The sequence below is a fragment of the Abyssibius alkaniclasticus genome, assembly GCF_020447305.1.
In the GTDB taxonomy this organism is placed as follows: Bacteria; Pseudomonadota; Alphaproteobacteria; order Rhodobacterales; family Rhodobacteraceae; genus Abyssibius; species Abyssibius alkaniclasticus.
Genome location: NZ_CP095732.1, coordinates 1,519,021 through 1,543,635, shown reverse-complemented (window position 1 = coordinate 1,543,635; position 24,615 = coordinate 1,519,021). Strand labels below are relative to the sequence as shown.

Sequence of the window (24,615 nt, the reverse complement as noted above, 5' to 3'; positions counted from 1 at the left end):
GCAACCAGCATCGGCGAGCGCCCGATGGGCTGTCTCGTTGCGCATAACCTCCCCTATATGTGCGATTCGGTCAAGCGTTTTCTTTCACTTGTTTTCATTCATGTTTCTTTATGTCGGCTATTATCGCCATATCATGATGTTTTTGTGTTCTTTTTGTTACTTATTGCGGTCACATCATCATTTTCTGTTTACTCGCGCGCAATTGTATGTGTTAATGCAACATAGTGAACATTTTCTAACACGAGCGGCAAATGGCCCAAAACTTTCGCCATGATGAAATTCTGACATTGGCACGCGAACAGGGCAAGGTGACGGTCGAAATGCTGTCGCGCCACTTCGATGTTACAACGCAAACGATTCGCCGCGACCTTTCGGATTTGTGTGAATCTGGCAACCTGACGCGCGTGCATGGCGGTGCGATCCTGCCCTCGGGCGTGGTGAATATGGGCTATGAAGAGCGCAACAACCTGGCCACAAGCCAAAAGGCGGCGCTGGCGCGCATGTGTGCCGAACAAATCCCGAACGGCGCCAGCCTGTTCCTGAATATCGGCACCACGACCGAGGCCGTTGCGCGCGCCCTGCTCAACCATAAAAACCTGCTGGTGATTACCAATAATATCAATGTTGCCAATATCCTGGCGACGACTCCGCATTCCGAAATCATTCTTGCGGGGGGCGTTTTGCGCCGCTCTGACGGTGGTTTGGTGGGCGATGTGGCGGCAGAGATCATCCGCCAGTTCCGGGTGGATTATGCGGTGATTGGCACGGCCGCAATTGCCGAAGATGGCGTGTTGCTTGACTATGACTTTCGCGAAGTGCGGGTAACGCAGGCAATTATCCAGAATTCCCGCAAGCGCTTTCTGGTGGCAGATGCCATCAAATTCAGCCGCCATGCACCGGTAAGAATTGCTGAAATGTCTGATATGACAGCGTTTTTCACCGATCGCAGCCCGCCTGCCAAGATCGAGGCACAGTGCCGCGAACATGGGGTGAAGATCCATATCGCCGGCGGGGAGCCTTTGGTGGTTTAAGGCTAAAGCATAGCTCGCGAACTGCGGCGCCCCGGGCTTGACCCGGGGCCTCGACCTGGCTGCGAGAGGCCCCGGGTCAAGCCCGGGGCGGCGATGTTCAGAACCTGTCGCGCAGTGAAAACCAGGTCATTGCCAGCACCAGAATCGGCCAGCGCATGAGCCGACCGCCGGGAAAGCTGGGCAGAGGGAAGCTTGCCATCAGGTCGAAGCGTTCAGCCTGGCCTGCAATGGCTTCGGCGATCAGCTTGCCCGCCTGCGTGGCCATTGCAACGCCACTGCCCGAATAGCCACCAACCGACAGGATATTGCCGGAAATGCGCTGAAATGCGGGCATCCGGCGGGTGGTTATGGCCAATGTTCCGCCCCAGGCATAGTCGATTCTCGCGCCTGAAAGCTGTGGAAAAACCTTGAGCATCGGCTTGCGCGCCTTGTCGGCAAGGTTGCGCGGAAAGCGGTAGCCATAGCTTTCGCCACCCCCCCAAAGCATTCGCTTATCGGCGGAAAGCCGGTAGTAATTCACCACGAATTTGCTATCGGCCACGGCAATGTTCTGCTTGATGATCTCATCGGCCAGATCGCCCAAAGGCTCGGTTGCCACAATGAAATTGTTGATGGGCATGACGCGGGCCGATATCTGCGGCACGAGCCCGCCGAGATAGCCGTTGCCCGCCACGACCACAAAGCGCGCCCGCACCTGCCCGGCATCGGTATGCACGCTGGCCGGTTCCCCCTGGTCGATACGCATCACGCGGCTGCGTTCGTGAATGCGCACACCGGCTGCAAGCGCCGCGCGGCCCAGGCCAAGCGCGTAGTTGAGCGGGTGCAGATGTGCCGCACCCATGTCGATATTGCCACCGCAATAGGCATCGGTTCCCAAATGGGCGCGGATGCCTTCGGCATCGAGCGGGGTGATTTGGCTGTAGTCATACCGGGTCGCCAGATGTTCGGCCTCGGCATGGGCATGGGCCAGATCAGCCTTGCCGAAGGCGGCGTGCAGCACACCGGGCGTAAGGTCACAGGCTATTTTGTGCTTGTTGATCAGTGACTTGAGCGTGGCTTTCGCCTCTTGCGCTATGTCCCACATGGCGCGGGCGGCATCCTGGCCAAGCTGTTTTTCCAGCACGTCCTGCCCAAGCCGCTGGCCCGAGCCGACCTGCCCGCCATTGCGCCCCGAAGCACCAAAGCCAATGCGCTGGGCCTCCAGCACGACGACATCATAGCCGCGTTCGCGCAGATGCAGCGCCGCCGAAAGCCCGGTATAGCCGGCGCCGATAATGCAGATATCGGCGCGGGTCTCACCCTTCAGCGCGGGCTGTTGCGGCAGAAAATCAGCCGTGGCTGTGTAATATGACTCCGCCGGATATTGGCCCGGCTGGTCATTCGCGTTCAGAAGGTCAAGCATTAAACGTTTAGGAGCAGATGCTCCCGCTCCCAGGGTGAAATGACCTGCAAAAACGCCTCGGCCTCATGGAGTTTGAGCGCGGTATAGATGTCACAGAACTGATCGCCGAGAATGTGGCGCAACTCGGGGGCGGATTTGAACTCGTCCAGCCCGTCGAGCAAGGAGCGCGGAATGGCGCGCGGCAGGTTATAAGCATCGCCCGCCACAGCCTCGCGCGGCTTGAGCTTGTTCTTCATGCCAAGATAGCCGCAAGCCAGCGTGGCGGCCAGCGCAAGATAGGGGTTGCAATCCATGCCGACCACGCGGTTTTCAATGCGCCGCGCGGCGGGCGATGAGATGGGAATGCGAATGCCCGCCGTGCGGTTATCGGCCCCCCATTCAAGGTTGACCGGGGCGGAACCTGTGGTGACAAAACGCCGGTAGCTGTTCACATAAGGCGCGAAAAGCGTAATGGCGCCAGGGATATAGCGCTGCAGGCCGGCAAGATAGGACATGAAGGCATCGGTCGGCTGGTCATCGGGGCCGTTGAAAATGTTCTTGCCATCGGTATCGAGAATCGACTGGTGGATATGCATGGCCGAGCCGGGCTCGTCCTGCATGGGTTTGGCCATGAAAGTGGCATAGCAATCATTACGGAAGGCCGCTTCGCGGATCAGGCGCTTGAAGTAGAAAACCTGGTCGGCCTTCAGCACCGGGTCGCCGTGGATGAGGTTGATTTCGATCTGCCCGGCGCCGCCTTCCTGGATGATCGTATCTATCTCATAGCCCGCGGCTTCGGCAAAATCATAGATATCGTCAATCACTTTACCATATTCATCGACCGCCATCATCGAATAGGCTTGGCGGCTGGCAACGCGGCGGCCGGAACGGCCCATCGGCGGCTCGATCGGCAGGTCGGGGTCGATATTGGCCTTGGTGAGGTAAAATTCGATTTCGGGGGCAACCACCGGGGTCCAGCCTTCATCGGCGTAAAGTCTAAGAACCTTTTTCAGCACATTGCGCGGCACGATTTCGATAGGGTTGCCGGAGGTGTCGACCACATCATGAATGACCTGTAGCGTGATGTCGCCCGCCCAGGGGGCTGCGGTTGCGGTGCTGTAATCGGGCACCAGAACCATGTCATTCTCGGTCCATTGGTTGGCGATATCCATATCGGCATATTCGCCGGAAATGGTTTGATAGAAGATGGAAAGCGGCAGAAACATCCGCTCGGCCCGGCTGAACTTGGCCCAGGGCATCGCCTTGCCGCGCGATACGCCGGCAATGTCGGAAATGATGCACTCCACCTCTTCGATGCGGCGGCCATCAAGCCACTCTTTGAAGGCCTGCGGGAATTTTGAGAACACAGCGTCGTCAGCTTTTGACATAAAAGTCTCTTATAAACGGCCAACTGCGTGCGGTTTTGCCCCGGCCTTGGCGGCCAGAAGGCACAGCCAGTCATGGGCAATATGCGCCGCAGCCAGCGCGGTGATTTCGGCATGGTCATATGGCGGAGACACCTCGACCACATCCATGCCGATCAGGTTGAGCGGGCCAAGCGCGCGGATCAGATCCAGCCCCTGCCAGGAGGACAGGCCGCCGGGCACGGGCGTGCCAGTGCCCGGCGCAAAGGCCGGGTCGAGCCCGTCGATGTCGAATGAAATATAAAGCGGCGTATTGCCAGCGCGTTCCGCAATGACCTTCACCGCCGCATCAATGCCGTTGCGATGCACCCAGGGCGCGGTGAGGATTTCAAAGCCGTGGTCGCTGTCATTATAGGTGCGCAACCCAAGCTGGGTGGATTTGGTGACGTCGATAATGCCTTCGGCCGCCGCACGGCCAAACATGCTGCCATGATCAAGGCGCGTCGGGTCATCGGGCCATGTATCGCAATGCGCATCGACCTGAAGCAAGGCGACGGGGCCATATTTTTCGGCATGGGCCTTGAGCAGCGGATAGGAGGTGTAATGATCGCCGCCAAGGGTAAGCATTTTGGCGCCCGTCGCGATGATTTTGCGGGCGTGGTCCACAATATCGGGCGTGACGGTTTCGGGGTGGTGCGGGTCGACCATGCAATCGCCCCAATCGACCACCGACAGGGTTTCGAACGGGTCAAAGCCGAAGGGGAAGGCTTTCAGCTCGGCCAGTTGCACCGATGCGGCGCGAATGGCGCGCGGGCCAAGCCGACAGCCGGGGCGATAGGTGACGGACGCATCATAGGGCACGCCGGAGACGACAACATCGACGCCCGCAAGCTCGCGCGTCATCCGGCGGCGCAGAAAGGACAGCGCGCCGCCATAGGTCATTTCTGCCCAGCGTTCGTTATTGCTGGTGGCACGGAAGGCCTGGTCGCCGGTCTCGCTCATCTCTTCATTCCTCTGCGCAACTGCCAAAACGCTATGGCAATGCCCAGCCCTACCACCAGAATGATGAGGGATGCCAGCGCATTGATATCGGGCGAGACGCCAAGCTTGACCTTGGAGAAGATCACCATCGGCAGGGTTGAGGAGCCGGGGCCGGAGACGAATGAGGCGATCACCAGATCATCAAGGCTGAGGGTGAAGCTGAGCAGCCAGCCGGAAATGAGCGCAGGCGCAATGACCGGCAGGGTAATATCGAAAAACACCCGCACCGGGCGCGCGCCCAGGTCGAGCGCGGCTTCTTCCAGCGAATCATCCATATCGCCAAGCCGCGATTGCACGACAACCGCCACATAGGCCATGCAGAAGGTGGAATGGGCGATGATGATCGTGGTCATCCCGCGCCCGGACGGCCAGCCAAGAAAGGCCTCCATGCCGACAAACAGCAGCAGGAGTGACAGGCCGGTAATGACCTCGGGCATGACCAGCGGCGCGGTTGTCATGCCCATCAGCGGGGTGCGCAGACGGAAGCGGCCAAATCGGGTAAGCACCAGCCCTGCCAATGTGCCCAATACCGTGGCGATCATTGCCGAGGTAAAGGCGATTTGCAGGCTGATCCAGGCCGCGCCCATGATCTGATCGTCACGCAACAATTCGCCATACCATTTGGTTGAAAACCGCGACCAGACGGTAACGAGCTTGTTCTCGTTGAACGAAAAGATGATCAGCGACATGATCGGCGCGTAAAGAAAGGCAAAACCCAAAAGCGCGGCGGTGGGAAGGAAGAAGCCTTTACGTTTCATGACGCATCCTTCGGTTGGGCGTTGCGCAACAGGATGATGGGCAGCACCACAACCACCAGCATGACCGTGGCGACAGCCGAGGCGACGGGCCAGTCACGGTTGTTGAAGAACTCGGTCCACAACACCTTGCCGATCATCAGCGTATCGGGGCCGCCCAGCAGCGCGGGGATGACATATTCGCCGATTGCCGGAATGAACACGAGCATGGAGCCGGCAATGACTCCGGGCAGCGACAGCGGCAGGGTGATACGGAAAAATGTTGTAACCGGGCCTGCGCCAAGGTCCTGGCTGGCTTCCAAGAGCGAAACATCAAGCTTCACCAGATTGGCGTAGAGCGGCAGAATCATGAAGGGCAAATAGGTATAGACGATGCCGATATAGACCGCGAAGTCTGATTGCAGCATGACGATGGGCTCAGAGATGATGCCCAGCGACATCAGGGTGTTGTTGATCACACCGTTCTGGGACAGAAAGCCGATCCAGGCATAGACGCGCAGCAGGAACGATGTCCAGAAAGGCAGGATGATGAGCATCAGCAGAAGCGAACGTTTCGGCTCTTCGGCGCGGGCAATGTAATAGGCCATCGGATAGCCGATGAGCAGCGCGAAAGCCGTGGAAATGAGCGCGATTTTCAGCGAAGAGAGATAGGCGTTGATGTAGAGCGGATCACTCAGCAGGAAGCTGTAGTTTTCCAGATCGCCCATGAAGGTCCAGCCATCGAATAGCGGGGTATAGGGCGGGCGGGCAATCGCCGCATCGGTGAGCGAGATTTGCAGCACAACGATGAAGGGAATGACGAAAAACACCGTCAGCCAGACAAGCGGCACGGCGATAACCAGCGCACGCCCGGAGATGACGCGCGACAGGATGCGCGTGATGACATTGCCGCCCGGTGCGCGGCGCATGGGGATATGTTCGGCCTGGCTCATGATGTCAGCACCACGCCCGAGGCGACGCCCCATTGCGCCCAGATCTCCTGATCCCAGGATATCGGCTCCTGGTCGGCAAGGCGGGAGGAGCGGGTGATGCGCACAAGCGTGCCATTGGCCAGACGCACGCGGAAAATGGACAGATTGCCCATATAGGCGACATCTTCGACCATGCCGTGCAACACATTGTCGCCGGTCAGCTCGGTGCGCGAAATGGTCAGCTTTTCGGGGCGCAGGGCAACCGATACGGATTGGCCATGTGTCAGCCCCTCGATCGGTTTTACCAGCACGGGGCCAACACTTTCGGTGATGATGCGCATGGCATCGGGGGCGGCGGTATCGACCTTGCCCTCGAACATGTTCACCGAGCCGATGAAATCGGCCACGAACCGGCTGGCGGGGCGTTCGTAAATTTGCGTCGGCTCGCCGATTTGCACGATCTCGCCCTCGTTCATCACGCCGATGCGGGTGGACAGGGTCATCGCCTCTTCCTGGTCGTGGGTCACGACGATGAAGGTCACGCCCAGTGTTTCCTGAATGTTGATCAGCTCGAACTGGGTTTCCTCGCGCAGCTTCTTGTCAAGCGCGCCAAGCGGTTCATCGAGCAGCAGAAGCTTGGGCTTCTTGACAAGCGAACGGGCAAGGGCGACGCGCTGGCGCTGACCGCCGGAAAGCTGGTGCGGCTTGCGGCGGGCGAATTTTTCAAGCTTCACAAGCCTGAGCATCGCGGCGACCTTTTCCATCGCTTCGGGCTTGGACATCCCCTCGCGCAGCAGGCCATAGGCAATGTTCTTCTCCACGCTCATATGCGGGAACAGCGCGTAGGATTGGAACATCATATTGGTGGGGCGATGGTAGGGTGAGACATTCGACATGTCCTGCCCGTCTATCTCGATTGTGCCGGAGCTGGGTTTTTCAAAGCCGGACATCATGCGCAGCAGCGTCGACTTTCCGCAGCCCGAACCGCCCAGAAGGCAAAACAGCTCGCCCTTGAAAATATCGAGCGACACGTTGTCGACGGCGGTAAAATCGCCGAATTTCTTGGTGATGTTGCGGATTTTGATGAACGGCTCGGCGGCAGGGTCGCGCCAAGGTTTCAGGTCGGCAGCCGTGGCGGAATGCGCCATCATAAACCTCAAATATCTAAAACGAAGGGCGGCACACCATGCGCGCGCCGCCCGTATGCGTTACTGGCCTGTCAGGATTGTTGTCCAGAGGCGGGTAATGGTGCGGTCGAGCCGGCTGTCATAGGGCACCGAATTCCACAGCCGTTCCTTGGCGGCCGGGGTCGGGAAAATGCCGGGGTCGGAGGTGATTTCCTCGTCAACCAGGGGCAGCGACGCTGCGTTGGCATTGGCATACCAGACATAGTTGGTGATATCCGCGGTGATCTGCGCATCCATGATGAAGTTGATGAACGCATGGGCCGCAGCAGGGTTGGGCGCATCAACCGGAATGGTCAGCATGTCAAACCACTGCAAGGCACCCTCATCCGGAATGACATAGGCGATATCTATGCCGTTCTCGGCTTCTGCGGCACGGGCCTGCGCAATGAAGATATCGCCCGACCAGCCGATGGAAACACAGACTTCGCCATTGGCCAGGTCATTGATATATTGCGACGAATGGAAGTAGCGGATATAAGGCCGGATCTGCATGAGCAGCTCGGCGCCCTTTTCGAAATCGGCCGGATCGGTCGATTGCGGGTCAAGACCAAGATAGTTCATGGCAGCGGGCAGCATCTCGACCGGGGCATCAAGCATGGTAATGCCGCATTCGGCCAGTTTTTCGGCATTTGCCGGATCAAATACCAGCGCCCATGAATTGGTTGGCGCATCTGCACCCAGAATTTCTTCGACCTTGCCGGTGTTGTAGCCGATACCGGTGGTGCCCCACATATAGATGACCGAATGTTCGTTGCCGGGGTCATAGGTGGCGGCAGAAGCCATCAGCGCCGGGTCCATATTGGCCAGATTCGGCAGCAGATCGCGGTTGAGCGGCTGATAAACCCCCGCTGCAATCTGGCGCTGCATGAAAGAGGAGGTGGGCACGACAACGTCATAGCCCGAATTGCCGGCCAGCATCTTGGCCTCCAGCACCTCGTTGCTGTCATAGACATCGTAATTCACCGTTATACCCGTGGCGGCGGTGAATTTTTCCAGCGTGTCTTCGGCAATATAGTCTGACCAGTTGTAGACGTTCAGCACATTGTCTTGTGCGCTGGCCGCCTGTGCGGCAACGGCGGCAACAACTGCCGCGACGATTTTAAGTTTCATATGTATCTCACTCCCGTTCTGGATTGCGCAACGCGTTCAGGCGCGCCGTTTGGATTGATGTGCCTATCTGGCCAATATCCAAAGCGTTAAATCAAGCAAAAAGCGCAACCCTGTGCAGGATTGCGCCAATTTCAAAACGGTGCAAGGTCTAGGCGAGGCTGTTCAGCGTGGTGCGGAATTTATCAAGCATTTCGTCGATATGCGCTGTCGTGGCAATGAACATTGGCGCAAGAATGCCGGTATCGCCCGTGAATTTGACGTGCAAACCGTTCCAGAACATGCGTTTTTGCGCCTCGGTGCCGCGCTGGCCGGGGGCCGCGCCCCTGTGCAGCTCGACCCCCGCCAGAAGGCCCATGCTGCGCACATCCATCACCAGCGGATGGTCGGCAAGCGCATGAACCGCCTTGCCAAAATAGGTGGACAGGGCGTTGGCGCGGGCGAAAAGGTCTTCATCCTCAAGCAGTTGCAGCATGGCATTGCCAGCCGCACAGGCCGCCGGATGGGCCGAATAGGTATAGCCGTGGAAAAACTCGATCGCGCCGGGCTTTGCACCATTGGTCACGACCTCGTAAATATGGTCGGCCACGGTGACAGCCCCCATAGGAATGGCGCCATTCGTCAGCGCCTTGGCCATTGTCATGATATCTGGTTTAACATTGAACTTTTCTGCGGCAAAAGGCGCGCCAAGCCGGCCGAACCCGGTAATCACCTCATCGAACACCAGCAAGATGCCATGCGTATCGCAGATTTCGCGCAGGCGTTCGAGATAGCCGACAGGCGGGCACAGCACGCCGGTTGAACCTGCAACCGGCTCGACAAAACAGGCGGCAATCGTTTCGCCGCCATAGGTTTGGCAGGCGCGCTCCAGATCATTCGCCAGCTCATGGCCCTGTTGCGGCTGGCCGGGCCGGTTCAGCTCCTGGCCGGTGAACGTGTGCCGCATCATCACCACATTGGGCATGGTCACGGGGAAGCTGCGGCGGTTATTCACCATGCCCGACAGCGATATGCCCCCGATATTCACCCCATGATAGGCGCGTTCGCGGCTGACAAAGCGGATACGGTCGCGCCCGTTGGCCGCATGATAGGCCATGACGATTTTCAGTGCCGTATCAATCGCCTCGGAGCCGGAATTGACGAAGAATGTATGGTTCATGCCTTCGGGCGTTAACCGCGCGATCCGGTCGGCCAGCGCAAAGCCGCCATCATGCCCCATGCCAAAGGGCGCGGTATAGGTGTTGCGCTGCATCTGGGCGTGAACCGCTTCGATGATCTTGGGGTGGCAATGCCCGGCGGGCGAGCAGAACAAACCCGATGAGCCATCGATGATTTGCCCGCCGCGATGGTCGGTCATATAGGTGCCCGAGGCGGCGTTCACCAGGCGCGGCGCGGCCTTGAAGCCGCGATTGTCGGTAAATGGCACCCAGAAATTTTCAAGGCTGTTGGGCAAAACATCATGTGGCATGGCACGGCTCCGCTTGGGTTTTGTAAACGCTAGGGCCGTGGCCGCGCTTTACTTATGTCCAGATTGGCCGTTAGATAGGTCCAGTCAGGAGGGATATGACGCTTTCAGCCGATACATTTTTCATTGATCCGGCCAGCCCGGGCACGCTGCAAAGCCAGATCCGCCAATCAATTACCGCGGCGGTGCTGGCGGGGCGGTTGCGCAAGGGCGAACGCCTGCCAAGCTCGCGCGCACTGGCGCAGCATCTGGGCATTGCGCGCATCACGGTTACGCTGGCTTTTCAAGACCTTGTGGCCGATGGCTATCTGGAAAGCCGCGACCGTTCGGGCTATTTCGTGGCCCCCACAGCGCCGCTGGCCGAGGCGCCGCGCCGCCGCAAACCCCTGCCGCCGGGGCAAATCGACTGGGCGCAATGGCTGGATATGCGGCATGGCGCTGCGCGCGTGGTTGAAAAGGAGGTGGGCTGGCAACGCTTCAAATATCCGTTCATCTACGGGCAGACCGATGCGACGCTGTTCAACCATACAAGCTGGCGGCTCTGCGCGCATCAGGCGCTTGGCAGGCGCGATTTCGATGCGCTGACCGCCGATTATGGCACGCATGACGACCCGATGTTGCTTGATTACATCGCCCGCCACACCCTGCCCCGGCGCGGCATTTCGGCGGCGCCCGAAAATATCCTCATCACCATCGGGGCGCAGAACGCGCTGTGGCTGATCTGCCAGCTTTTGCTGGGCAACGGGCGGCAGGCGGCGTTTGAAAACCCCGGCTACCCCGGTTTGCGGGCAATTCTGGCGCAGTTTGGCGCAGCCCTGCCGGTGGATGTAGACGAAGCCGGCCTGCCACCCGAAGCCCTGCCACATTCAGCACGGCTGGTTTTTGTGACCCCAAGCCACCAGGCCCCCAGCACGGTGACCATGCCAATGGCCCGCCGCCGCCAGCTTCTGGCATTGGCCAAGGCGCGTAACATGCTGATAGTAGAAGATGATTACGAATTCGAAATGAGCTTTTCCAACCCACCGACCCCGGCGCTGAAATCGCTCGATGCCGAGGGGCGGGTGATTTACGTGGGCAGCTTTTCCAAATCGCTCTTCCCCGGTTTGCGGCTGGGCTATCTGGTAGCCCCGCCCGAATTTGTGGCCGAAGCCCGCGCGCTGCGTGCCACGGTCTTGCGCCACCCGCCAGGGCATATCCAGCGCACGGTGGCCTATTTTCTGGCGCTTGGCCATTACGATGCGCAGATCAACCGGATGCGCGCGACCTTCAAAGACCGCCGCACGGTAATGCGCGATGCCCTTGCCGCCAACGGGCTGCGCGCGCTGCGCGGCGGGGTTTCGGGCGGCACGAGCTTCTGGATGCAAACCGCCGAGGGCGTGGACAGCTCCGCGCTGGCCGCCGCCTTGCGCCATGACGATGTGCTGATCGAGCCGGGCGATCCGTTTTTTGCCGAACCAGGGCCTGGCGGCAGATTCTACCGGCTGGCCTATTCTTCGATCGACGCAGCCCGAATTCCCGAAGGCATCGCGCGTATTGCCCGCGCCGAGGCCGCCTTGCGTTGATGCGCGCCTGCGAATTGCGACTGGCCTTTGGACCTATCGCTTAAACAATCTGGCCCTAATGATGCCGGCTTAAAACCCGGATGTTGAGGCAAATTTCCAGGGATTCCCACCATGAAAATGACCACTGAAGAAGCCTTTGTCAAAACCCTGCAACGCAATGGAATCGAAGATGTTTTTGGCATCATCGGTTCGGCCTTCATGCCAATCTCCGACTATTTTCCAAAGGCGGGCATCAAGTTCTGGGATGTCGCGCATGAATGCAATGGCGGCTATATGGCCGATGGCTATACCCGCAGCTCGGGCAAGATGGCGATGATCATTGCCCAAAACGGGCCCGGCATTACCAATTTCGTGACCTGTGTGAAAACCGCCTATTGGAACCACACGCCCATGCTGCTGGTAACGCCGCAAGCCGCGAACAAAACCATTGGCCAGGGCGGCTTTCAGGAAGTCGAGCAAATGGCGCTGTTCAAGGATATGGTCGCCTATCAGGAAGAGGTGCGCGACGCATCGCGCATTGCCGAAGTGCTGAACCGGGTAATCACCAAAGCGCGGCGCATGTCGGCCCCGGCGCAGATCAATATTCCGCGTGATATCTGGACGCAGATCGTGGATATCGAGCTTCCGGAAATTGTAGAATTCGAACCTTCTACAGGGGGCGCGCGCGCAATTGCCGCCGCCGCGAAACTTCTGTCTGAAGCGCGGTTTCCCGTTATTCTGAACGGTGCCGGCGTTGTTCTGGCGGGTGCAATCCCCGATGCTGTGGCACTTGCCGAACGACTGGATGCCCCGGCAGCTTGTAACTATCAGCACAATGACGCCTTTCCGGGCAGCCACCCGCTGGCCGTGGGCCCGCTTGGCTATAACGGCTCCAAAGCTGCGATGAAACTGATTGCGCAGGCCGATGTTGTTTTGGCACTTGGCACGCGTTTGAACCCGTTTTCAACCCTGCCGGGCTATGGAATGGACTATTGGCCCAAATCCGCCAAACTCATCCAGGTCGACATCAATGCCGACCGTATTGGCCTGACCAAAAGGGTTGATCTCGGCATTGTCGGCGATGCGGGTGCCGTGGCGCGCAGCATTCTGGCGCAATTGGGCGCGGCGGCTGGCGACATTGGGCGCAAAGAACGCAAAGACCTGATTGCGCAAACAAAATCGGCATGGGCGCAAGAGTTGACATCGCTCGACCATGAGGAGGACGACCCCGGAACAGACTGGAATGCGCGCGCACGCACCGCGCGGCCCGACTGGCTTTCGCCGCGCAAAGCCTGGCGTGCGATTACGGCCGCTTTGCCGAAAGAGGCGATCATCAGCTCGGATATCGGCAATAACTGTGCCATCGGCAATGCCTATCCCAGTTTCGAAGCGGGGCGCAAATATCTGGCCCCCGGCCTTTTCGGCCCTTGTGGCTATGGTTTTCCGTCGATTATCGGCGCAAAAATCGCCAACCCCGACACACCGGTTGTCGGCTTTGCAGGCGATGGTGCTTTTGGCATTTCCATGAATGAGATGGTCGCCATTGGCCGCGATGAATGGCCCCCGATCACGATGGTGATTTTTCGCAACTATCAATGGGGTGCAGAGAAACGCAACACGACCCTGTGGTATGCCGATAATTTCGTCGGCACCGAGCTGGACAGCAAGGTCTCATACGCCAAAATCGCCGATGCTTGCGGGCTAAAAGGTGTGCAGGTCGCAACGATGGATGCGCTTACCGAAGCACTTTCCGCGGCCCTGAAAGACCAGAAGGCAGGGCTCACGACCTTTATAGAAGCTGTTTTGAATCAAGAACTTGGCGAACCTTTCCGCCGTGACGCCATGAAAGCCCCGGTTTGCGTGGCCGGGATTGACGCTGCCGACATGCGGCCACAAAAGCGGGCCTGATCAATGGCAGGCCCGGCAGAACCCGGCCAAATTCTGGTGGTGAATGCCGGGTCATCCTCGATCAAATTCGCGGTGTTTGATGCGGGCTTTCAGCGCCACCTGTCGGGCATGGCGGCCGATATTCCTGGCACAGGCCGCCTGCAGATCGGGGGCGCTGAGCGCCCCGCGCGGTTTGATGATTATAGTTCAGCACTGAACATGATATTCGAATTGCTGGCGGAACGGGGAGTTCATCTTGCGAATCTGCGCGCAGCCGCGCATCGCGTCGTGCATGGGGGCGCAAATTTGTCGGCACCATGTGCCATTACCCCCGCCATTCGCAGTGAAATTGCAAATGCCGCTGCCCTGGCGCCACTGCATAACCCCGCAAACCTTGCCGCGATAGACGCCATAGCCGCACGCGCGCCAGATTTGCCCCAGTTTGCAAGCTTTGATACCGGCTTTCACACCACGAATTCACCCGAGGCAAGAACCTATTCACTTCCATCTGAATGGCGAAACAAAGGCCTGCAACGCTATGGATTTCATGGCATTTCCTTCAGTGCGCTGGTCGACAACCATCCAATGCCACTGCCCGCGCGCCTGCTGGCCTGCCATCTTGGCAATGGTGCCTCGCTATGTGCAATTAAAAATGGCTTGTCTTGCGCAACAACGATGGGGTTTTCGCCTGTTTCCGGGCTGAGCATGGGCAGCCGCACAGGTGACATAGACGCGATGGCCGTGCTGGCTATCGCCGATGAACTCGGGGTTGAAGGGACTCGTAAACTTTTAAACCATAAATCCGGGCTGAGCGCACTTGCTGGCAGCAACAACATGCGCCGCCTACTCGCTTCCGATGATACTGGCGCGCGCTTCGCCGTTTCCCACTTCATCCATTGGACAGTGCAACATGCCGGCGCGATGATCGCCACGATGGGCGGGCTCGACGCCGTTGCCTTCACCGGCGGCATTGGTGAAAATGCCCCGGAAATTCGCGCAGGAATTCTTGATGGGCTTGGCTGGCTTGGAATCAAGTATAACACTGAACTGAATCTGGAAAATGCGCGCAGGCTCCACAGTCTGGACAGCGCGGTGCAAGTCTATATCGTTCCAGCTGATGAAGAACTTCGTATCGCGCAGAACGCGGCTGCGTTAATGTAGGGGCCGATGGCACAACCAACCTTGAACACCTCGCCCAAAGTTGCCGACGAAATCCGGCAAACGACCTGCTATATGTGTGCCTGTCGCTGCGGCATCAACGTGCATTTGCGCGATGGCAAGGTCAGCTATATCGAGGGCAATCGCGACCATCCGGTAAACAAGGGCGTGCTTTGCGCCAAAGGGTCGGCGGGAATAATGCAACATTATTCACCCGCAAGATTGCAGACACCGCTGTTGCGCGTTGGCGCGCGCGGCGAAGGAAAATTCAAGGCGATCAGTTGGGATGAGGCGTTAAACCTGGCAACGGCCTGGATGGCGCCTTTGCGTGCCAAAGCACCGGAAAAGCTGGCTTTTTTCACCGGGCGCGACCAAAGCCAAAGCTTTACAGGCTGGTGGGCACAGGCCTTCGGCACCCCGAATTATGCCGCGCATGGTGGGTTCTGTTCTGTCAATATGGCGGCGGCAGGCATTTATACGATGGGCGGTGCGTTTTGGGAATTTGGCGCGCCCGATTGGGACCATACAAAGCTTTTCATGCTGTTTGGCGTGGCCGAAGACCATGATTCCAACCCGATCAAAATGGGGCTTGGCAAGCTCAAGGCGCGTGGCGCGCGCGTCATTGCCGTAAACCCCGTGCGCACGGGCTACAATGCGATTGCCGATGACTGGCTTGGCATTACGCCGGGCACCGACGGGCAGTTTATTCTGGCTTTGGTGCATTGCCTGTTCAAAGCCGGCAAAATCGACCTGCCCTATTTGCTACGCTATACAAATATACCCTTTCTCGTGAACCAGGACAGGAAAAGCAATGAATTTGGCCTGTTTTTGCGTGACGACAATGGCAAGGAGCTTGTATGGGACCGTGTCCGCCAGGCCGCTATCGCCTGGGATACGCCCGGTGCCCAGCCAGAATTACAGGGTAATTTAACGGTTAACGATACACTTTGCAGAACCGTTTTCTCACTTATGGCCGAACGGTATCTGGCCGATGAATACGCGCCGGAAACCGTTGAAAAATCTTGCGGAATCCCCGCCAAGCGCATTCGCCAGATTGCCGGAGAGCTTGCGCGCGTCGCCTTTGAGCAGGAGGTTGTGCTTGACCGGCCCTGGACCGATTGGCGCGGGCAGACGCATGACAAGATGGTCGGCCGCCCGGTTGCCTTTCATGCAATGCGCGGGATTTCCGCACATTCCAACGGGTTTCAAACCTGCCGCGCATTGCATATGCTGCAAATCCTGCTCGGTTCGGTTGAAACGCCGGGCGGGTTTCGCTTCAAACCCCCTTACCCGAAACCGTTCGAGGCGCATCCCAAACCCCATGCAAAGGCAAGCCCGGGCCAGCCGCTGGCCGGGCCGCATCTTGGCTATCCGCGCGGGCCGGAAGACCTGGCCATTGATGGTGAAAACCGGCCGCTGCGCATAGACAAAGCCTTTACATGGGAGAATCCGCTTTCGGCACACGGCCTGATGCATATGGTGATTTCGAACGCTGTTGCGGGCGATCCCTATGAAATTGATACGCTATTCTTATACATGGCGAACATGGCGTGGAATTCTTCGATGAACACGCAGGGCACAATGGAGATGCTGCGCCAACGGCGGGATGACGGTGAATATGCCATCCCCCATATCATTTACTCCGACGCCTATAGCTCTGAGATGGTGGCTTTTGCCGACCTTGTTTTGCCCGACACGACCTATCTGGAACGGCATGACTGTATCAGCCTGCTTGACAGACCAATCGGCGAGCCCGATCTGATGGGCGACGCCATTCGCTGGCCGGTGGTTGCGCCCGATCGCGATGTGCGCGGCTTTCAATCGGTGCTGCTCGATCTGGGTGCAAGGCTTGGCCTGCCCGGCATGGTCGATGATAGCGGCGCGCCCGTTTATAAAGACTATGCCGACTATATGCAGCGCCACGAACGGCGGCCCGGCATTGGCCCTTTGGCCGGGTTTCGGGGCACGGGCAAGGACAAGGGGCGCGGTGCGCCGAACAGCGACCAGATCGACGCCTATATTGAAAATGGCGGTTTTTGGGCCGACCATATTGCCCCCCAACACGCCTATTTCAAACCGTGGAACCAGGGTTACCAGAATTGGGCGGTTGAGCGCGGGCTGTTTGATGTGCAACTGCCCTATACGTTCAACATCTATCTGGAACCATTGCAAAAATTCCGCCTTGCCGCACAGGGAAAACACGCGCTGAAACCACCTGAACATATCCGCGACCGGTTGGAACATGCGATGGACCCGCTGCCGTTCTGGTATCCCCCCTTTGGCACGGCAGAAGGGTTCCCCCTGCACGCAATTACCCAGCGCCCGGCGGCGATGTATCATTCTTGGGGAAGCCAGAATGCGTGGCTGCGCCAGATTCACGGGCATAATCCGCTTTATATTCCAGCGACTGTTTGGAATGAACATGGGTTTTCGGCTGGCGACTGGGCGAAGCTGACCTCGCCCCACGGTGAAATCATCGTGCCTGTTGCGCGCATGGATGCGCAGAATCCGCACACATTATGGACATGGAACGCCATTGGCAAACGCCGTGGGGCATGGTCGCTGCAAGCTGGCGCTTCGGAATCTGAAAAAGGTTTTCTGCTAAACCATCTGATCAGCGAACTGCTGCCTTCCCAGGCCGATGGCCACCGCTGGGCAAATGCCGATCCGGTTACCGGCCAGGCCGCCTGGTATGATTTGCTCGTGAAAATTGAAAAAATTGAAGCCCCGGAAGGCCTGCGCAGCAAGCCCGACACCGGTCAGCAAACAAACCCGGTTGCAACATCTGCCAAATCGCTCGCCTATGGAAAGGAATGGACGTGACCACCCTGCCAAAACATAGCGAAAAGAAGCTTGGGCTGGTGATTGACCTTGACACCTGCGTCGGTTGCCATGCTTGCGTGATTTCCTGCAAGGAGTGGAACACAAGCCAGTATGGCGCGCCACTTTCCGACCAGAACCCCTATGGGGGCGACAATGGCGGCACCTTCCTGAACCGGGTTCACAGCTATGAAATTGCAAAAGAAAATGCGCCCAGCCAGGTGGTGCATTTCCCCCGTTCCTGCCTGCATTGCGAAGACGCGCCCTGCGTTACCGTCTGCCCGACAGGCGCAAGCTACAAGCGCGTTGAAGACGGGATTGTGCTGGTAAACGAGGCCGATTGCATTGGCTGCGGGCTTTGTGCCTGGGCCTGCCCCTATGGGGCCCGCGAGATGGATGCCGATGCCGGAGTCATGAAAAAATGCACCCTTTGCGTTGATCGGATTTATAACGAAAACATCCCCGAGATTGACCGGGTGCCATCATGTGTGCGCACCTGCCCGGCGGGGGCGCGTCATTTTGGTGATTTCGCCGATCCGCAAAGCAATGTCTCATTGTTAACTGCTGAACGTAATGGGGCCGCGCTGATGCCGGAACTTGGCACAAAGCCCGTAAACCGCTATCTGCCGCCACGCCCGCGCGACCAGATCGACATTCTTGCGCCTTTGCTTGATACCGAACCCAGCCAAGCAGGCGGTATTTTGGGTTGGGTTGACCGGATTTTGGAGCGTCTCTGATGCATCCGGCAAAGTCGATCATGGCGTTCACTTCGCTTTCTGGCCTTGGTTTCGGACTCATGGCGGTCATTGGCCTGGGGTATCCAGACGTTGCCGGCTGGGTCGCAATTGTGTATGGCGCCCTGGCGCTTGGCCTGGCAGGAATCGGCTTGCTTGCCTCATTGCTTCATCTGGGCAATCCGCAGCGGTTCTTGAAGGCATTCACCCAGTGGCGCACGTCTTGGCTAAGCCGCGAAGCCGTTCTATCCGTGCTGACAATGGCGCTGTTTGCGCTTTATATTGTGTTGCTTCTAACAGATAAGCGACTGATATTGCTTGGATATATCGTATCTACCCTTGCGGCGCTTACCGTAGTTTGCACGGCAATGATTTACGCGCAGTTGCGCACGATTCCGCGATGGAATACATGGTTAACCCCTATACTATTCCTGGCCTACGCGCTGGCCGGTGGCGCTTTGCTTGCAGGCCAGATCTGGGCGTCAGTCTTTGGCACAGTTGTGGTTTTGGCCCTACAAATCGCGCATTGGGCGCGGGGGCGGGCGGCACTTGCACGGTCTGGCAGCAATGCGGGCACGGCCACGGCTTTGGGTGGGCTGGGAACAGTGCGAATGCTGGAATCGCCGCACACGGCGCGCAACTATGTCACCAGTGAAATGGTGAACCATCTTGCCGCGACAACGGCCAAGAAGCTTAAACTGGTTGTGATCGTGCTGCTTGTTGGCCAAGGCCTTGCACTTGCCACACTGCCCATTGGCCATGTTATGGCCGGGGGTATGGTGGTGTTGCATCTTGCGGCTGTTCTCGTTGCGCGATGGCTGTTTTTCGCAGAATCCGAACATGTGGTGCGCCTGTATTACAAAGATTAGCGAATATTCGTTTTTTGCAATTTTCGGGTGCTGAAATTGCAAAAACACGAAAATACCATTCGGTTTGTAATATTTTCTTCCAGCCTACCAGGGCGAGATTGTGTAATCTTCACTGTTTCGCGCCACGAATCCTGCAATTTTCAAACGCTCTTTCAACGCGTCTGGCAAAGCTGAGAACGCCGCCGCCATGACCGCAGCAAGCGCATCGCGATCCGCGCCCTTGGCGCAGATCAGTGGCAGGGCGGGTGTTGGCTCTGTCATTGCGAGCAGTCTGAGGTTGCGGCATTCCCCCATCACGTCTTGCGCCATGCGCCAGCTGACAGCATCTATCGCGGCGATTTCAGCATCGCCTGTAGCTACCGCGCGGATAGATGCGGCATGAGCGCCGGTAAGCTGAAATGCCCCCAACTTGATACGCGCAAGCTCGGCAGCCCGCAACAATGCCGCATAGCCCGATTGCGAGTTGCGTGCATTCACGGCCGCCCGCGCGCCATGAAAGCCGGAAAGACTGTCGCGCGGGTCATTTTTGCGCACGACAAGCGCCGAACGGTATTGCCCCGGCGCGCAGCCCGTCAACCCGTGATCAAGCGCGCCGATAACCTGCACATGGCGCCACAGCCCCAAACGGAAGGGCATGGCACAGGTCTGGCTAAGCAGCAGGCCCGGACGTTTCCAATGGCTGTGCAGATCACGCGGTCGCGACAGGCGTTTTGGCGCATCAAAACCCGCCTGGCGCAAGGCCGTGGCAAGATGGGCCCAAAGCGCGTCATTCTGGGCGCGACAATGCGGCCAGTCATACATCGGCAGGCTTGCAATCATTCGTGGCGCAGCGGGTGGGGCACGGGCTCTTTGCGGCGCAGCGCATAATTGCGGAAAACCTGCGCATAAGAGCGATAGGTATAGCCGTGATTGCGCCGCAGAAAATGCACCCGGTTTTTGGCATAGACCTCGGGCAGTTCATACCAGGGCAATTTCGGATGCGCATGGTGAACGGCATGAAGGTTGTTGTTCAAAAACAGCCATGCAAGCGGCCCACGGTCTTCAATGATCACCGTGCGACCGGAGGCGCGCAAATGTGCCTGATGCTCCAGAAATGTGCGGATTTTCAGAACCGACAGGCCGAAATAGGCGGCGAGAAAATAGCCGCCGAGCGGCAAAAGCGCAAAGCGCGCAAGCAATATGACCAGACCCGCCGACAGGGCGATATGCACAAGCCAAACCCGCAAGATGGCCCTGTCGCCCGCCGCCATTTCGCGCAGATCGGCGCGCATGAAGGCGTATTGCGAAACAAGCGGGCCGATCAACATGCGCCCCAGCAGGGTGTTGTTGAACATCAGCACAAGCCGGATTGCGCGCGGCAGGCGCGCCCAAACGGGCGGGTCCATATAGGCGCTTTCCGGGTCGTCATAGGGGTCGGTAAGGTTGGAATCGAGATGGTGGTGCAGGTGCTGGTCACGAAACCGCTCATAGGGAATGCACAGACCCAGCGGCAGATAGACAAGTAGCATCGACCAAAAGCGCGACGGTAGTGGATGGCCGTGGATAACCTCGTGCTGCAAGGATGAATGCAGTGTCAGCACGGGTATGAGCAGCAAGACCGACAGCCAGACCGGCAAGGGAAGCACAAAAACAAGCAATGCCCAGAGGCCATAACAGCCTGCGATGATTGCCAGCGTCAGCCATTCGACACCGCGGCGCCGGTTACTGTCCATATATCCTCATTGAAAACTTTCGCGTTATTTACGCCTGTTCACGTAAAATTGCAACCAAAACTCTCGCAGAGACGTGAGCCAGGTTTTGAAACTTTTTGGGGAATCCGCCGTATTTAACAAGACAGAGACATGGAGTTGGTCACCAAAATGAAAGGATCCGCCATGAAACGCCGTTACTTCCTTGGGGCCTCTGCCCTTGCCAGCACCGCCGCCATTCTGGGTCTGCCAATGCGGGCCTCTGATGAGGCTTTTGAAATCACCCTGACCGAGGCGGAATGGCGCGCGCGCCTGACACCCGAGCAGTTTGCCGTGCTGCGCGACGAGGCGACCGAACGCGCCTTTTCCAGCCCATTGCTGAATGAGAAACGCGTTGGCACCTATAATTGCGCCGGATGCGATTTGCCGCTTTACGATTCGGCAACCAAATATGACAGCGGCACCGGCTGGCCCAGTTTTTGGGATACCCTGCCCAATGCCGTTGGCTATAAAGAAGACAATACCCTGTTTTCGCGCCGCACCGAAGAGCATTGCCGCCGCTGTGGCGGACATATGGGCCATGTGTTCAACGATGGGCCGGCGCCAACCGGCAAGCGGCATTGCATCAACGGGCTCGCGCTCAGCTTTTCGCCTGCATGACAAGCACGGTCGGCGCGGGCATCAGCCTGCGCCGCAGTTACCTGCCGCCCTAGCAGCCCCGCCAGACAGGGTCGCGTTTTTCGGCAAAGGCGCGCGCGCCTTCCAACTGGTCTTGCGAGCCATAAAGCCGGTCGACGGTCGCAAACTGCCGCTTGGATATACGGTTGAGCGCGTCCTGAAACTTCATATCCTCGGCCTCGCGCACCACCTCTTTTATCGCGGCATAAACCAGCGGCGGCCCGCTTTCGAGCAGGCGCGCAAGCGCCCAGGCTTTTGGCAGCAAATCTGCCTGGCTGGTGATCTCTTTCAGCAGGCCCCAGCGCAAGGCTTCCTCGGCATCAAACCAGCGCCCGGTCAGCAGCAGGTCCATCGCCACATGGTAGGGAATGCGCTTTGGCAGCTTGATGCTGGCGGCATCGGCCACCGTGCCCGAGCGGATTTCGGGCAGTGCGAATGTTGCGCTATCCGTGGCAAGTATAAGGTCGCAGCTCAGCGCCAGCTCCAGCCCGCCACCGCAGCAAATGCCATTCACGGCCGCGATGACCGGCTTGTTCAAATTGCCAAGCTCCTGCAGCCCGCCGAACCCGCCAATGCCATAATCGCCATCCACGGCATCGCCGGTGGCTGCCGCCTTCAAATCCCATCCGGGGCAGAAAAATTTCTCACCCTCGGCGCGCAAAATGGCCACGCGAAGCTCTGGATCGTCGCGAAACGCCATAAAGGTCTTGCCCATGATACGGCTGGTATGCAGATCAATCGCATTGGCTTTGGGGCGGTCAAGCGTCACCTCTAATATGCCACCCTCGCGCCGGGTTTTGATGGGGGAATCACTCATGTCGCCTCCTGTCGTGTCCAGATAACCGCATCCGCGGCAACCGCGCCCTGGGCGCGCAGCATCAGCGGATTGACCTCAATTTCTTCGATACGCGTATCATGCAGCAGCAGCTCTGCCATAGCCTGCACCGCATCAAGCGCCGCTTCAACATCAGCACGCGGGCGGCCACGATAGCCGTGCAGCAATGGGGCAAGCCGCAGACGGCCAAGCGCTGCGCGCATATCATCCCGCGCGCATGGCAGTATAAGTGTTTGCGTATCGCCCAGCAATTCCGCTGCCGTGCCACCCATGCCAAGGGTGAGCGTGGCGCCATAAACCGCATCGCGCCGTAGCCCCACCAGCAATTCGGCCACCGCGCCGTCGACCATCTCCTCAACCAGAAACAATTGACCGGGCATTTCGCGGGCGGCATCTGGCAGTTCCGAAGGCATCAGGCCCAGCTTCACGGCGCCCGCCTCGGATTTATGCGCCAGCCCCAGACCCTTCAGCGCCAAACGGCCCTGCAATGCGCCTGCCGCGCCAAAGGCGCAATCCCGCACCACCACGCCCCGTGGCACCGCCACAGACGCGCGCGCCAGCATCGCCTTGGCACCCGCCTCATCCACCAAATGCAGCGGCGCTGCGGGCAAAGGCGCAATCGGGCGCCATGTTTCTGGCCGCGCAAATGCGCCAATTGCGGCCGCGGCGGCAATTGCCTTCAATGCGGCGCGCAGCCCGTGCAAGGGCGCAACACCTGCCGCCATAAGCGCCTGTGCGCGCGCTTCCGGCAAATTCTCGGGCAAGCTCGCCACGGCAAGGGCAGGCACGCCGGTTTGCTGCGCCGCGGCGACCCAGGCCTCGACCGCTGGCTCCCAGGCCTCCAGCGAACAGCGGGCCACATGGGGGAAATCGATGACCAGCATTGCAGCATCATACCCGCCCTGCATCATGGTGGCATAGGTTGCCTGCATCCGCGCACCATCGCCCCAGATGAATGTGTGATAATCAAGCGGGTTGGAGATGGTGGGCAGCGGGCCAAGAATTTCGCGCAGCGCAACAGCGGTTTCCGGATATGGCAGATCCAGCTCCAGATCGCGGCAAAGGTCGGCGACAAGGCCAGCCTCGCCACCCGAACAAGAGAGCGAGGCCAGCCGTGGCCCCGGCAAGGGGCCGAACATATGCAGCAGCTTGAGCGTTTCAAGCATGACATCAAGCTCATCCACTTCGGCCACACCGCACGCCTGCAGAAATGCCGAACTCGCCGCCCCGCCCCCGGCAAGTGCTGCGGTATGGCTTGCTGCCGCCGCCTGCGCCATTGGCGATTTGCCGGATTTTACCGCCACAAGCGGCTTGCCCAGCGCCCGCGCCCGCGCTGCCATTGCATAAAACGCCTCCGCATCGCCAATACCTTCGATGTAAAAGCCAATGGCGGTCACGCGGGCATCATCCAATAGCCCATCGGCAATGGCCGCCATTCCGGTTTGCGCCGCATTGCCCACGCAAGCGATATAGGCCAAAGGCAGCCCGCGCGTCTGCATTGTAAGATTGATGACGATGTTCGAGCTTTGGGAGATCAGCGCAACGCCGCGCGAAACCCGCTGCCCGCCATGCTGATCGGGCCATAGCAATGCGCCATCAAGATAATTAATCACCCCATAGCAATTCGGCCCCAAAAGCGGCATATCACCCGCTGCGGCAACCAGTTCTGCCTGCAAATCGGCATCACCCGTTTCGGTAAAACCCGAGGCAAAGCAGATAACACCGCCCGCACCCATACCCGCCAATTCACGCACAATTTCGATGCTTGCATGGCGGTTGACACCCAGAAACACAGCATCGGGCGCTTCGGGTAAATCTGCCAGCGTTCGAAAAGTCGCCGCCCCGCCAATGTCAACACGTGTCGGATGAACAGGCCAAACCTTGCCCGAAAACCCCATTTTGCGGCATTGCGTAACAACGTTTTCCGCCCAGCCGCCGCCAAAGACAGCTATGTGGCGGGGGCGAAACAGGCGTGCCAGTGAAGCAGAGGTCATGATACGACAGGTTCCAAGCCGGGGGCTGTCTGCCCCCGGACCCCCGAGGATATTTCAAAGCAAAAGATGGGCAAGAAAACACCCTGCCCCGAAAACCGGAACAGGGTGCCATCTCTCGCTGCGGTCATCGGCGTCCCCGCCTGTACCGCCATGCCAGCCTGCCCAGACA

General features: G+C 58.8%; 20 protein-coding genes. 8 read left to right on the top strand and 12 right to left on the bottom strand.

Going from position 1 to position 24,615, the window contains the following annotated elements; translation table 11 throughout:
• Window positions 1-251 precede the first annotated feature (251 nt).
• On the top strand, window positions 252-1,031 hold the full coding sequence (locus LGT41_RS07775; protein WP_274129560.1) for a DeoR/GlpR family DNA-binding transcription regulator: 780 nt from the start codon (window positions 252-254) through the stop codon (window positions 1,029-1,031).
• 97 nt (window positions 1,032-1,128) lie between these two features.
• On the opposite strand, the gene LGT41_RS07770 is transcribed toward LGT41_RS07775, so the two are convergent.
• The 8 genes from LGT41_RS07770 to aptA all read right to left on the bottom strand — a co-directional run bounded on the left by LGT41_RS07770 (window position 1,129) and on the right by aptA (window position 10,245).
• Window positions 1,129-2,433: an NAD(P)/FAD-dependent oxidoreductase gene (locus LGT41_RS07770; RefSeq protein WP_274129558.1), complete on the bottom strand. Its 1,305-nt coding sequence runs from the start codon at window positions 2,431-2,433 to the stop codon at window positions 1,129-1,131.
• Window positions 2,433-3,800 carry a glutamine synthetase family protein gene (locus tag LGT41_RS07765; RefSeq protein WP_274129557.1) on the bottom strand — a complete coding sequence of 456 codons (1,368 nt, stop codon included), beginning with the start codon at window positions 3,798-3,800 and terminating at the stop codon, window positions 2,433-2,435. Before LGT41_RS07765 ends, LGT41_RS07770 begins: the two co-directional genes overlap by 1 nt.
• A 9-nt stretch (window positions 3,801-3,809) precedes the next feature.
• A complete protein-coding gene (gene speB, locus LGT41_RS07760; RefSeq protein WP_274129556.1) occupies window positions 3,810-4,778 on the bottom strand; it encodes an agmatinase in 969 nt (322 codons plus the stop codon).
• Window positions 4,775-5,575, bottom strand: coding sequence for an ABC transporter permease subunit (locus tag LGT41_RS07755; RefSeq protein ID WP_274129555.1), 801 nt, complete (start codon window positions 5,573-5,575; stop codon window positions 4,775-4,777). The genes speB and LGT41_RS07755 overlap by 4 nt, the downstream gene beginning before the upstream one ends.
• Window positions 5,572-6,480, bottom strand: coding sequence for an ABC transporter permease subunit (locus tag LGT41_RS07750; protein ID WP_274129689.1), 909 nt, complete (start codon window positions 6,478-6,480; stop codon window positions 5,572-5,574). Before LGT41_RS07750 ends, LGT41_RS07755 begins: the two co-directional genes overlap by 4 nt.
• A 20-nt stretch (window positions 6,481-6,500) precedes the next feature.
• Window positions 6,501-7,634 (bottom strand): ABC transporter ATP-binding protein, encoded by a 1,134-nt coding sequence (locus LGT41_RS07745; RefSeq protein ID WP_274129554.1) that lies wholly within the window; start codon window positions 7,632-7,634, stop codon window positions 6,501-6,503.
• A 57-nt stretch (window positions 7,635-7,691) separates the two neighbouring features.
• Window positions 7,692-8,780, bottom strand: coding sequence for a polyamine ABC transporter substrate-binding protein (locus LGT41_RS07740; RefSeq protein ID WP_274129553.1), 1,089 nt, complete (start codon window positions 8,778-8,780; stop codon window positions 7,692-7,694).
• Between the two features lie 148 nt (window positions 8,781-8,928).
• Window positions 8,929-10,245, bottom strand: a complete 1,317-nt coding sequence (gene aptA, locus LGT41_RS07735) for an omega-aminotransferase AptA (protein WP_274129551.1) — start codon at window positions 10,243-10,245, stop codon at window positions 8,929-8,931.
• A gap of 95 nt (window positions 10,246-10,340) precedes the next feature.
• Between aptA and pdxR the strand changes: the two genes are divergently transcribed.
• From pdxR to LGT41_RS07705, 6 genes are all read left to right on the top strand, one after another.
• Complete coding sequence (gene pdxR / locus LGT41_RS07730; RefSeq protein WP_274129550.1) at window positions 10,341-11,804, top strand: MocR-like pyridoxine biosynthesis transcription factor PdxR; 1,464 nt, start codon at window positions 10,341-10,343, stop codon at window positions 11,802-11,804.
• A gap of 111 nt (window positions 11,805-11,915) precedes the next feature.
• On the top strand, window positions 11,916-13,691 hold the full coding sequence (xsc, locus tag LGT41_RS07725; RefSeq protein ID WP_274129548.1) for a sulfoacetaldehyde acetyltransferase: 1,776 nt from the start codon (window positions 11,916-11,918) through the stop codon (window positions 13,689-13,691).
• A gap of 3 nt (window positions 13,692-13,694) precedes the next feature.
• Complete coding sequence (locus tag LGT41_RS07720; protein ID WP_274129546.1) at window positions 13,695-14,831, top strand: acetate/propionate family kinase; 1,137 nt, start codon at window positions 13,695-13,697, stop codon at window positions 14,829-14,831.
• 6 nt (window positions 14,832-14,837) lie between these two features.
• The gene (locus tag LGT41_RS07715; RefSeq protein WP_274129544.1) at window positions 14,838-17,651 is read left to right on the top strand and encodes a molybdopterin-dependent oxidoreductase; all 2,814 of its coding nucleotides are present in this window, start codon (window positions 14,838-14,840) and stop codon (window positions 17,649-17,651) included.
• Entirely contained in the window at window positions 17,648-18,385 is a 738-nt protein-coding gene (locus LGT41_RS07710) for a 4Fe-4S dicluster domain-containing protein (protein ID WP_274129688.1), read from the top strand. Before LGT41_RS07715 ends, LGT41_RS07710 begins: the two co-directional genes overlap by 4 nt.
• Complete coding sequence (locus LGT41_RS07705; RefSeq protein WP_274129543.1) at window positions 18,385-19,251, top strand: dimethyl sulfoxide reductase anchor subunit family protein; 867 nt, start codon at window positions 18,385-18,387, stop codon at window positions 19,249-19,251. Before LGT41_RS07710 ends, LGT41_RS07705 begins: the two co-directional genes overlap by 1 nt.
• 84 nt (window positions 19,252-19,335) lie before the next feature.
• Here the strand turns inward: LGT41_RS07705 and LGT41_RS07700 are convergent, their stop codons facing one another.
• Together LGT41_RS07700 and LGT41_RS07695 are read right to left on the bottom strand one after the other, a co-directional pair.
• On the bottom strand, window positions 19,336-20,070 hold the full coding sequence (locus LGT41_RS07700; protein WP_274129542.1) for a phosphate/phosphite/phosphonate ABC transporter substrate-binding protein: 735 nt from the start codon (window positions 20,068-20,070) through the stop codon (window positions 19,336-19,338).
• On the bottom strand, window positions 20,067-20,963 hold the full coding sequence (locus LGT41_RS07695) for a fatty acid desaturase (protein ID WP_274129540.1): 897 nt from the start codon (window positions 20,961-20,963) through the stop codon (window positions 20,067-20,069). Before LGT41_RS07695 ends, LGT41_RS07700 begins: the two co-directional genes overlap by 4 nt.
• A gap of 162 nt (window positions 20,964-21,125) precedes the next feature.
• Here LGT41_RS07695 and msrB point away from each other — a divergent pair, with 162 nt between their 5' ends.
• The gene (msrB, locus tag LGT41_RS07690; RefSeq protein WP_274129539.1) at window positions 21,126-21,599 is read left to right on the top strand and encodes a peptide-methionine (R)-S-oxide reductase MsrB; all 474 of its coding nucleotides are present in this window, start codon (window positions 21,126-21,128) and stop codon (window positions 21,597-21,599) included.
• A 49-nt stretch (window positions 21,600-21,648) separates the two neighbouring features.
• Here msrB and LGT41_RS07685 read toward each other — a convergent pair whose 3' ends face one another.
• Window positions 21,649-22,434 (bottom strand): carnitinyl-CoA dehydratase, encoded by a 786-nt coding sequence (locus tag LGT41_RS07685; protein ID WP_274129538.1) that lies wholly within the window; start codon window positions 22,432-22,434, stop codon window positions 21,649-21,651.
• Window positions 22,431-24,446, bottom strand: coding sequence for an acetate--CoA ligase family protein (locus LGT41_RS07680; protein ID WP_274129537.1), 2,016 nt, complete (start codon window positions 24,444-24,446; stop codon window positions 22,431-22,433). The genes LGT41_RS07685 and LGT41_RS07680 overlap by 4 nt, the downstream gene beginning before the upstream one ends.
• Between the last annotated feature and the right edge of the window lie 169 nt (window positions 24,447-24,615).

Coding starts and splice junctions, on each gene's coding strand:
- LGT41_RS07775 (WP_274129560.1), top strand. CDS start 252: ATGGCCCAAAACTTTCGCCATGATGAAATTCTGACATTGGCACGCGAA.
- LGT41_RS07770 (WP_274129558.1), bottom strand. CDS start 2,433: ATGCTTGACCTTCTGAACGCGAATGACCAGCCGGGCCAATATCCGGCG.
- LGT41_RS07765 (WP_274129557.1), bottom strand. CDS start 3,800: ATGTCAAAAGCTGACGACGCTGTGTTCTCAAAATTCCCGCAGGCCTTC.
- speB (WP_274129556.1), bottom strand. CDS start 4,778: ATGAGCGAGACCGGCGACCAGGCCTTCCGTGCCACCAGCAATAACGAA.
- LGT41_RS07755 (WP_274129555.1), bottom strand. CDS start 5,575: ATGAAACGTAAAGGCTTCTTCCTTCCCACCGCCGCGCTTTTGGGTTTT.
- LGT41_RS07750 (WP_274129689.1), bottom strand. CDS start 6,480: ATGCGCCGCGCACCGGGCGGCAATGTCATCACGCGCATCCTGTCGCGC.
- LGT41_RS07745 (WP_274129554.1), bottom strand. CDS start 7,634: ATGATGGCGCATTCCGCCACGGCTGCCGACCTGAAACCTTGGCGCGAC.
- LGT41_RS07740 (WP_274129553.1), bottom strand. CDS start 8,780: ATGAAACTTAAAATCGTCGCGGCAGTTGTTGCCGCCGTTGCCGCACAG.
- aptA (WP_274129551.1), bottom strand. CDS start 10,245: ATGCCACATGATGTTTTGCCCAACAGCCTTGAAAATTTCTGGGTGCCA.
- pdxR (WP_274129550.1), top strand. CDS start 10,341: ATGACGCTTTCAGCCGATACATTTTTCATTGATCCGGCCAGCCCGGGC.
- xsc (WP_274129548.1), top strand. CDS start 11,916: ATGAAAATGACCACTGAAGAAGCCTTTGTCAAAACCCTGCAACGCAAT.
- LGT41_RS07720 (WP_274129546.1), top strand. CDS start 13,695: ATGGCAGGCCCGGCAGAACCCGGCCAAATTCTGGTGGTGAATGCCGGG.
- LGT41_RS07715 (WP_274129544.1), top strand. CDS start 14,838: ATGGCACAACCAACCTTGAACACCTCGCCCAAAGTTGCCGACGAAATC.
- LGT41_RS07705 (WP_274129543.1), top strand. CDS start 18,385: ATGCATCCGGCAAAGTCGATCATGGCGTTCACTTCGCTTTCTGGCCTT.
- LGT41_RS07700 (WP_274129542.1), bottom strand. CDS start 20,070: ATGATTGCAAGCCTGCCGATGTATGACTGGCCGCATTGTCGCGCCCAG.
- LGT41_RS07695 (WP_274129540.1), bottom strand. CDS start 20,963: ATGGACAGTAACCGGCGCCGCGGTGTCGAATGGCTGACGCTGGCAATC.
- msrB (WP_274129539.1), top strand. CDS start 21,126: ATGAAACGCCGTTACTTCCTTGGGGCCTCTGCCCTTGCCAGCACCGCC.
- LGT41_RS07685 (WP_274129538.1), bottom strand. CDS start 22,434: ATGAGTGATTCCCCCATCAAAACCCGGCGCGAGGGTGGCATATTAGAG.
- LGT41_RS07680 (WP_274129537.1), bottom strand. CDS start 24,446: ATGACCTCTGCTTCACTGGCACGCCTGTTTCGCCCCCGCCACATAGCT.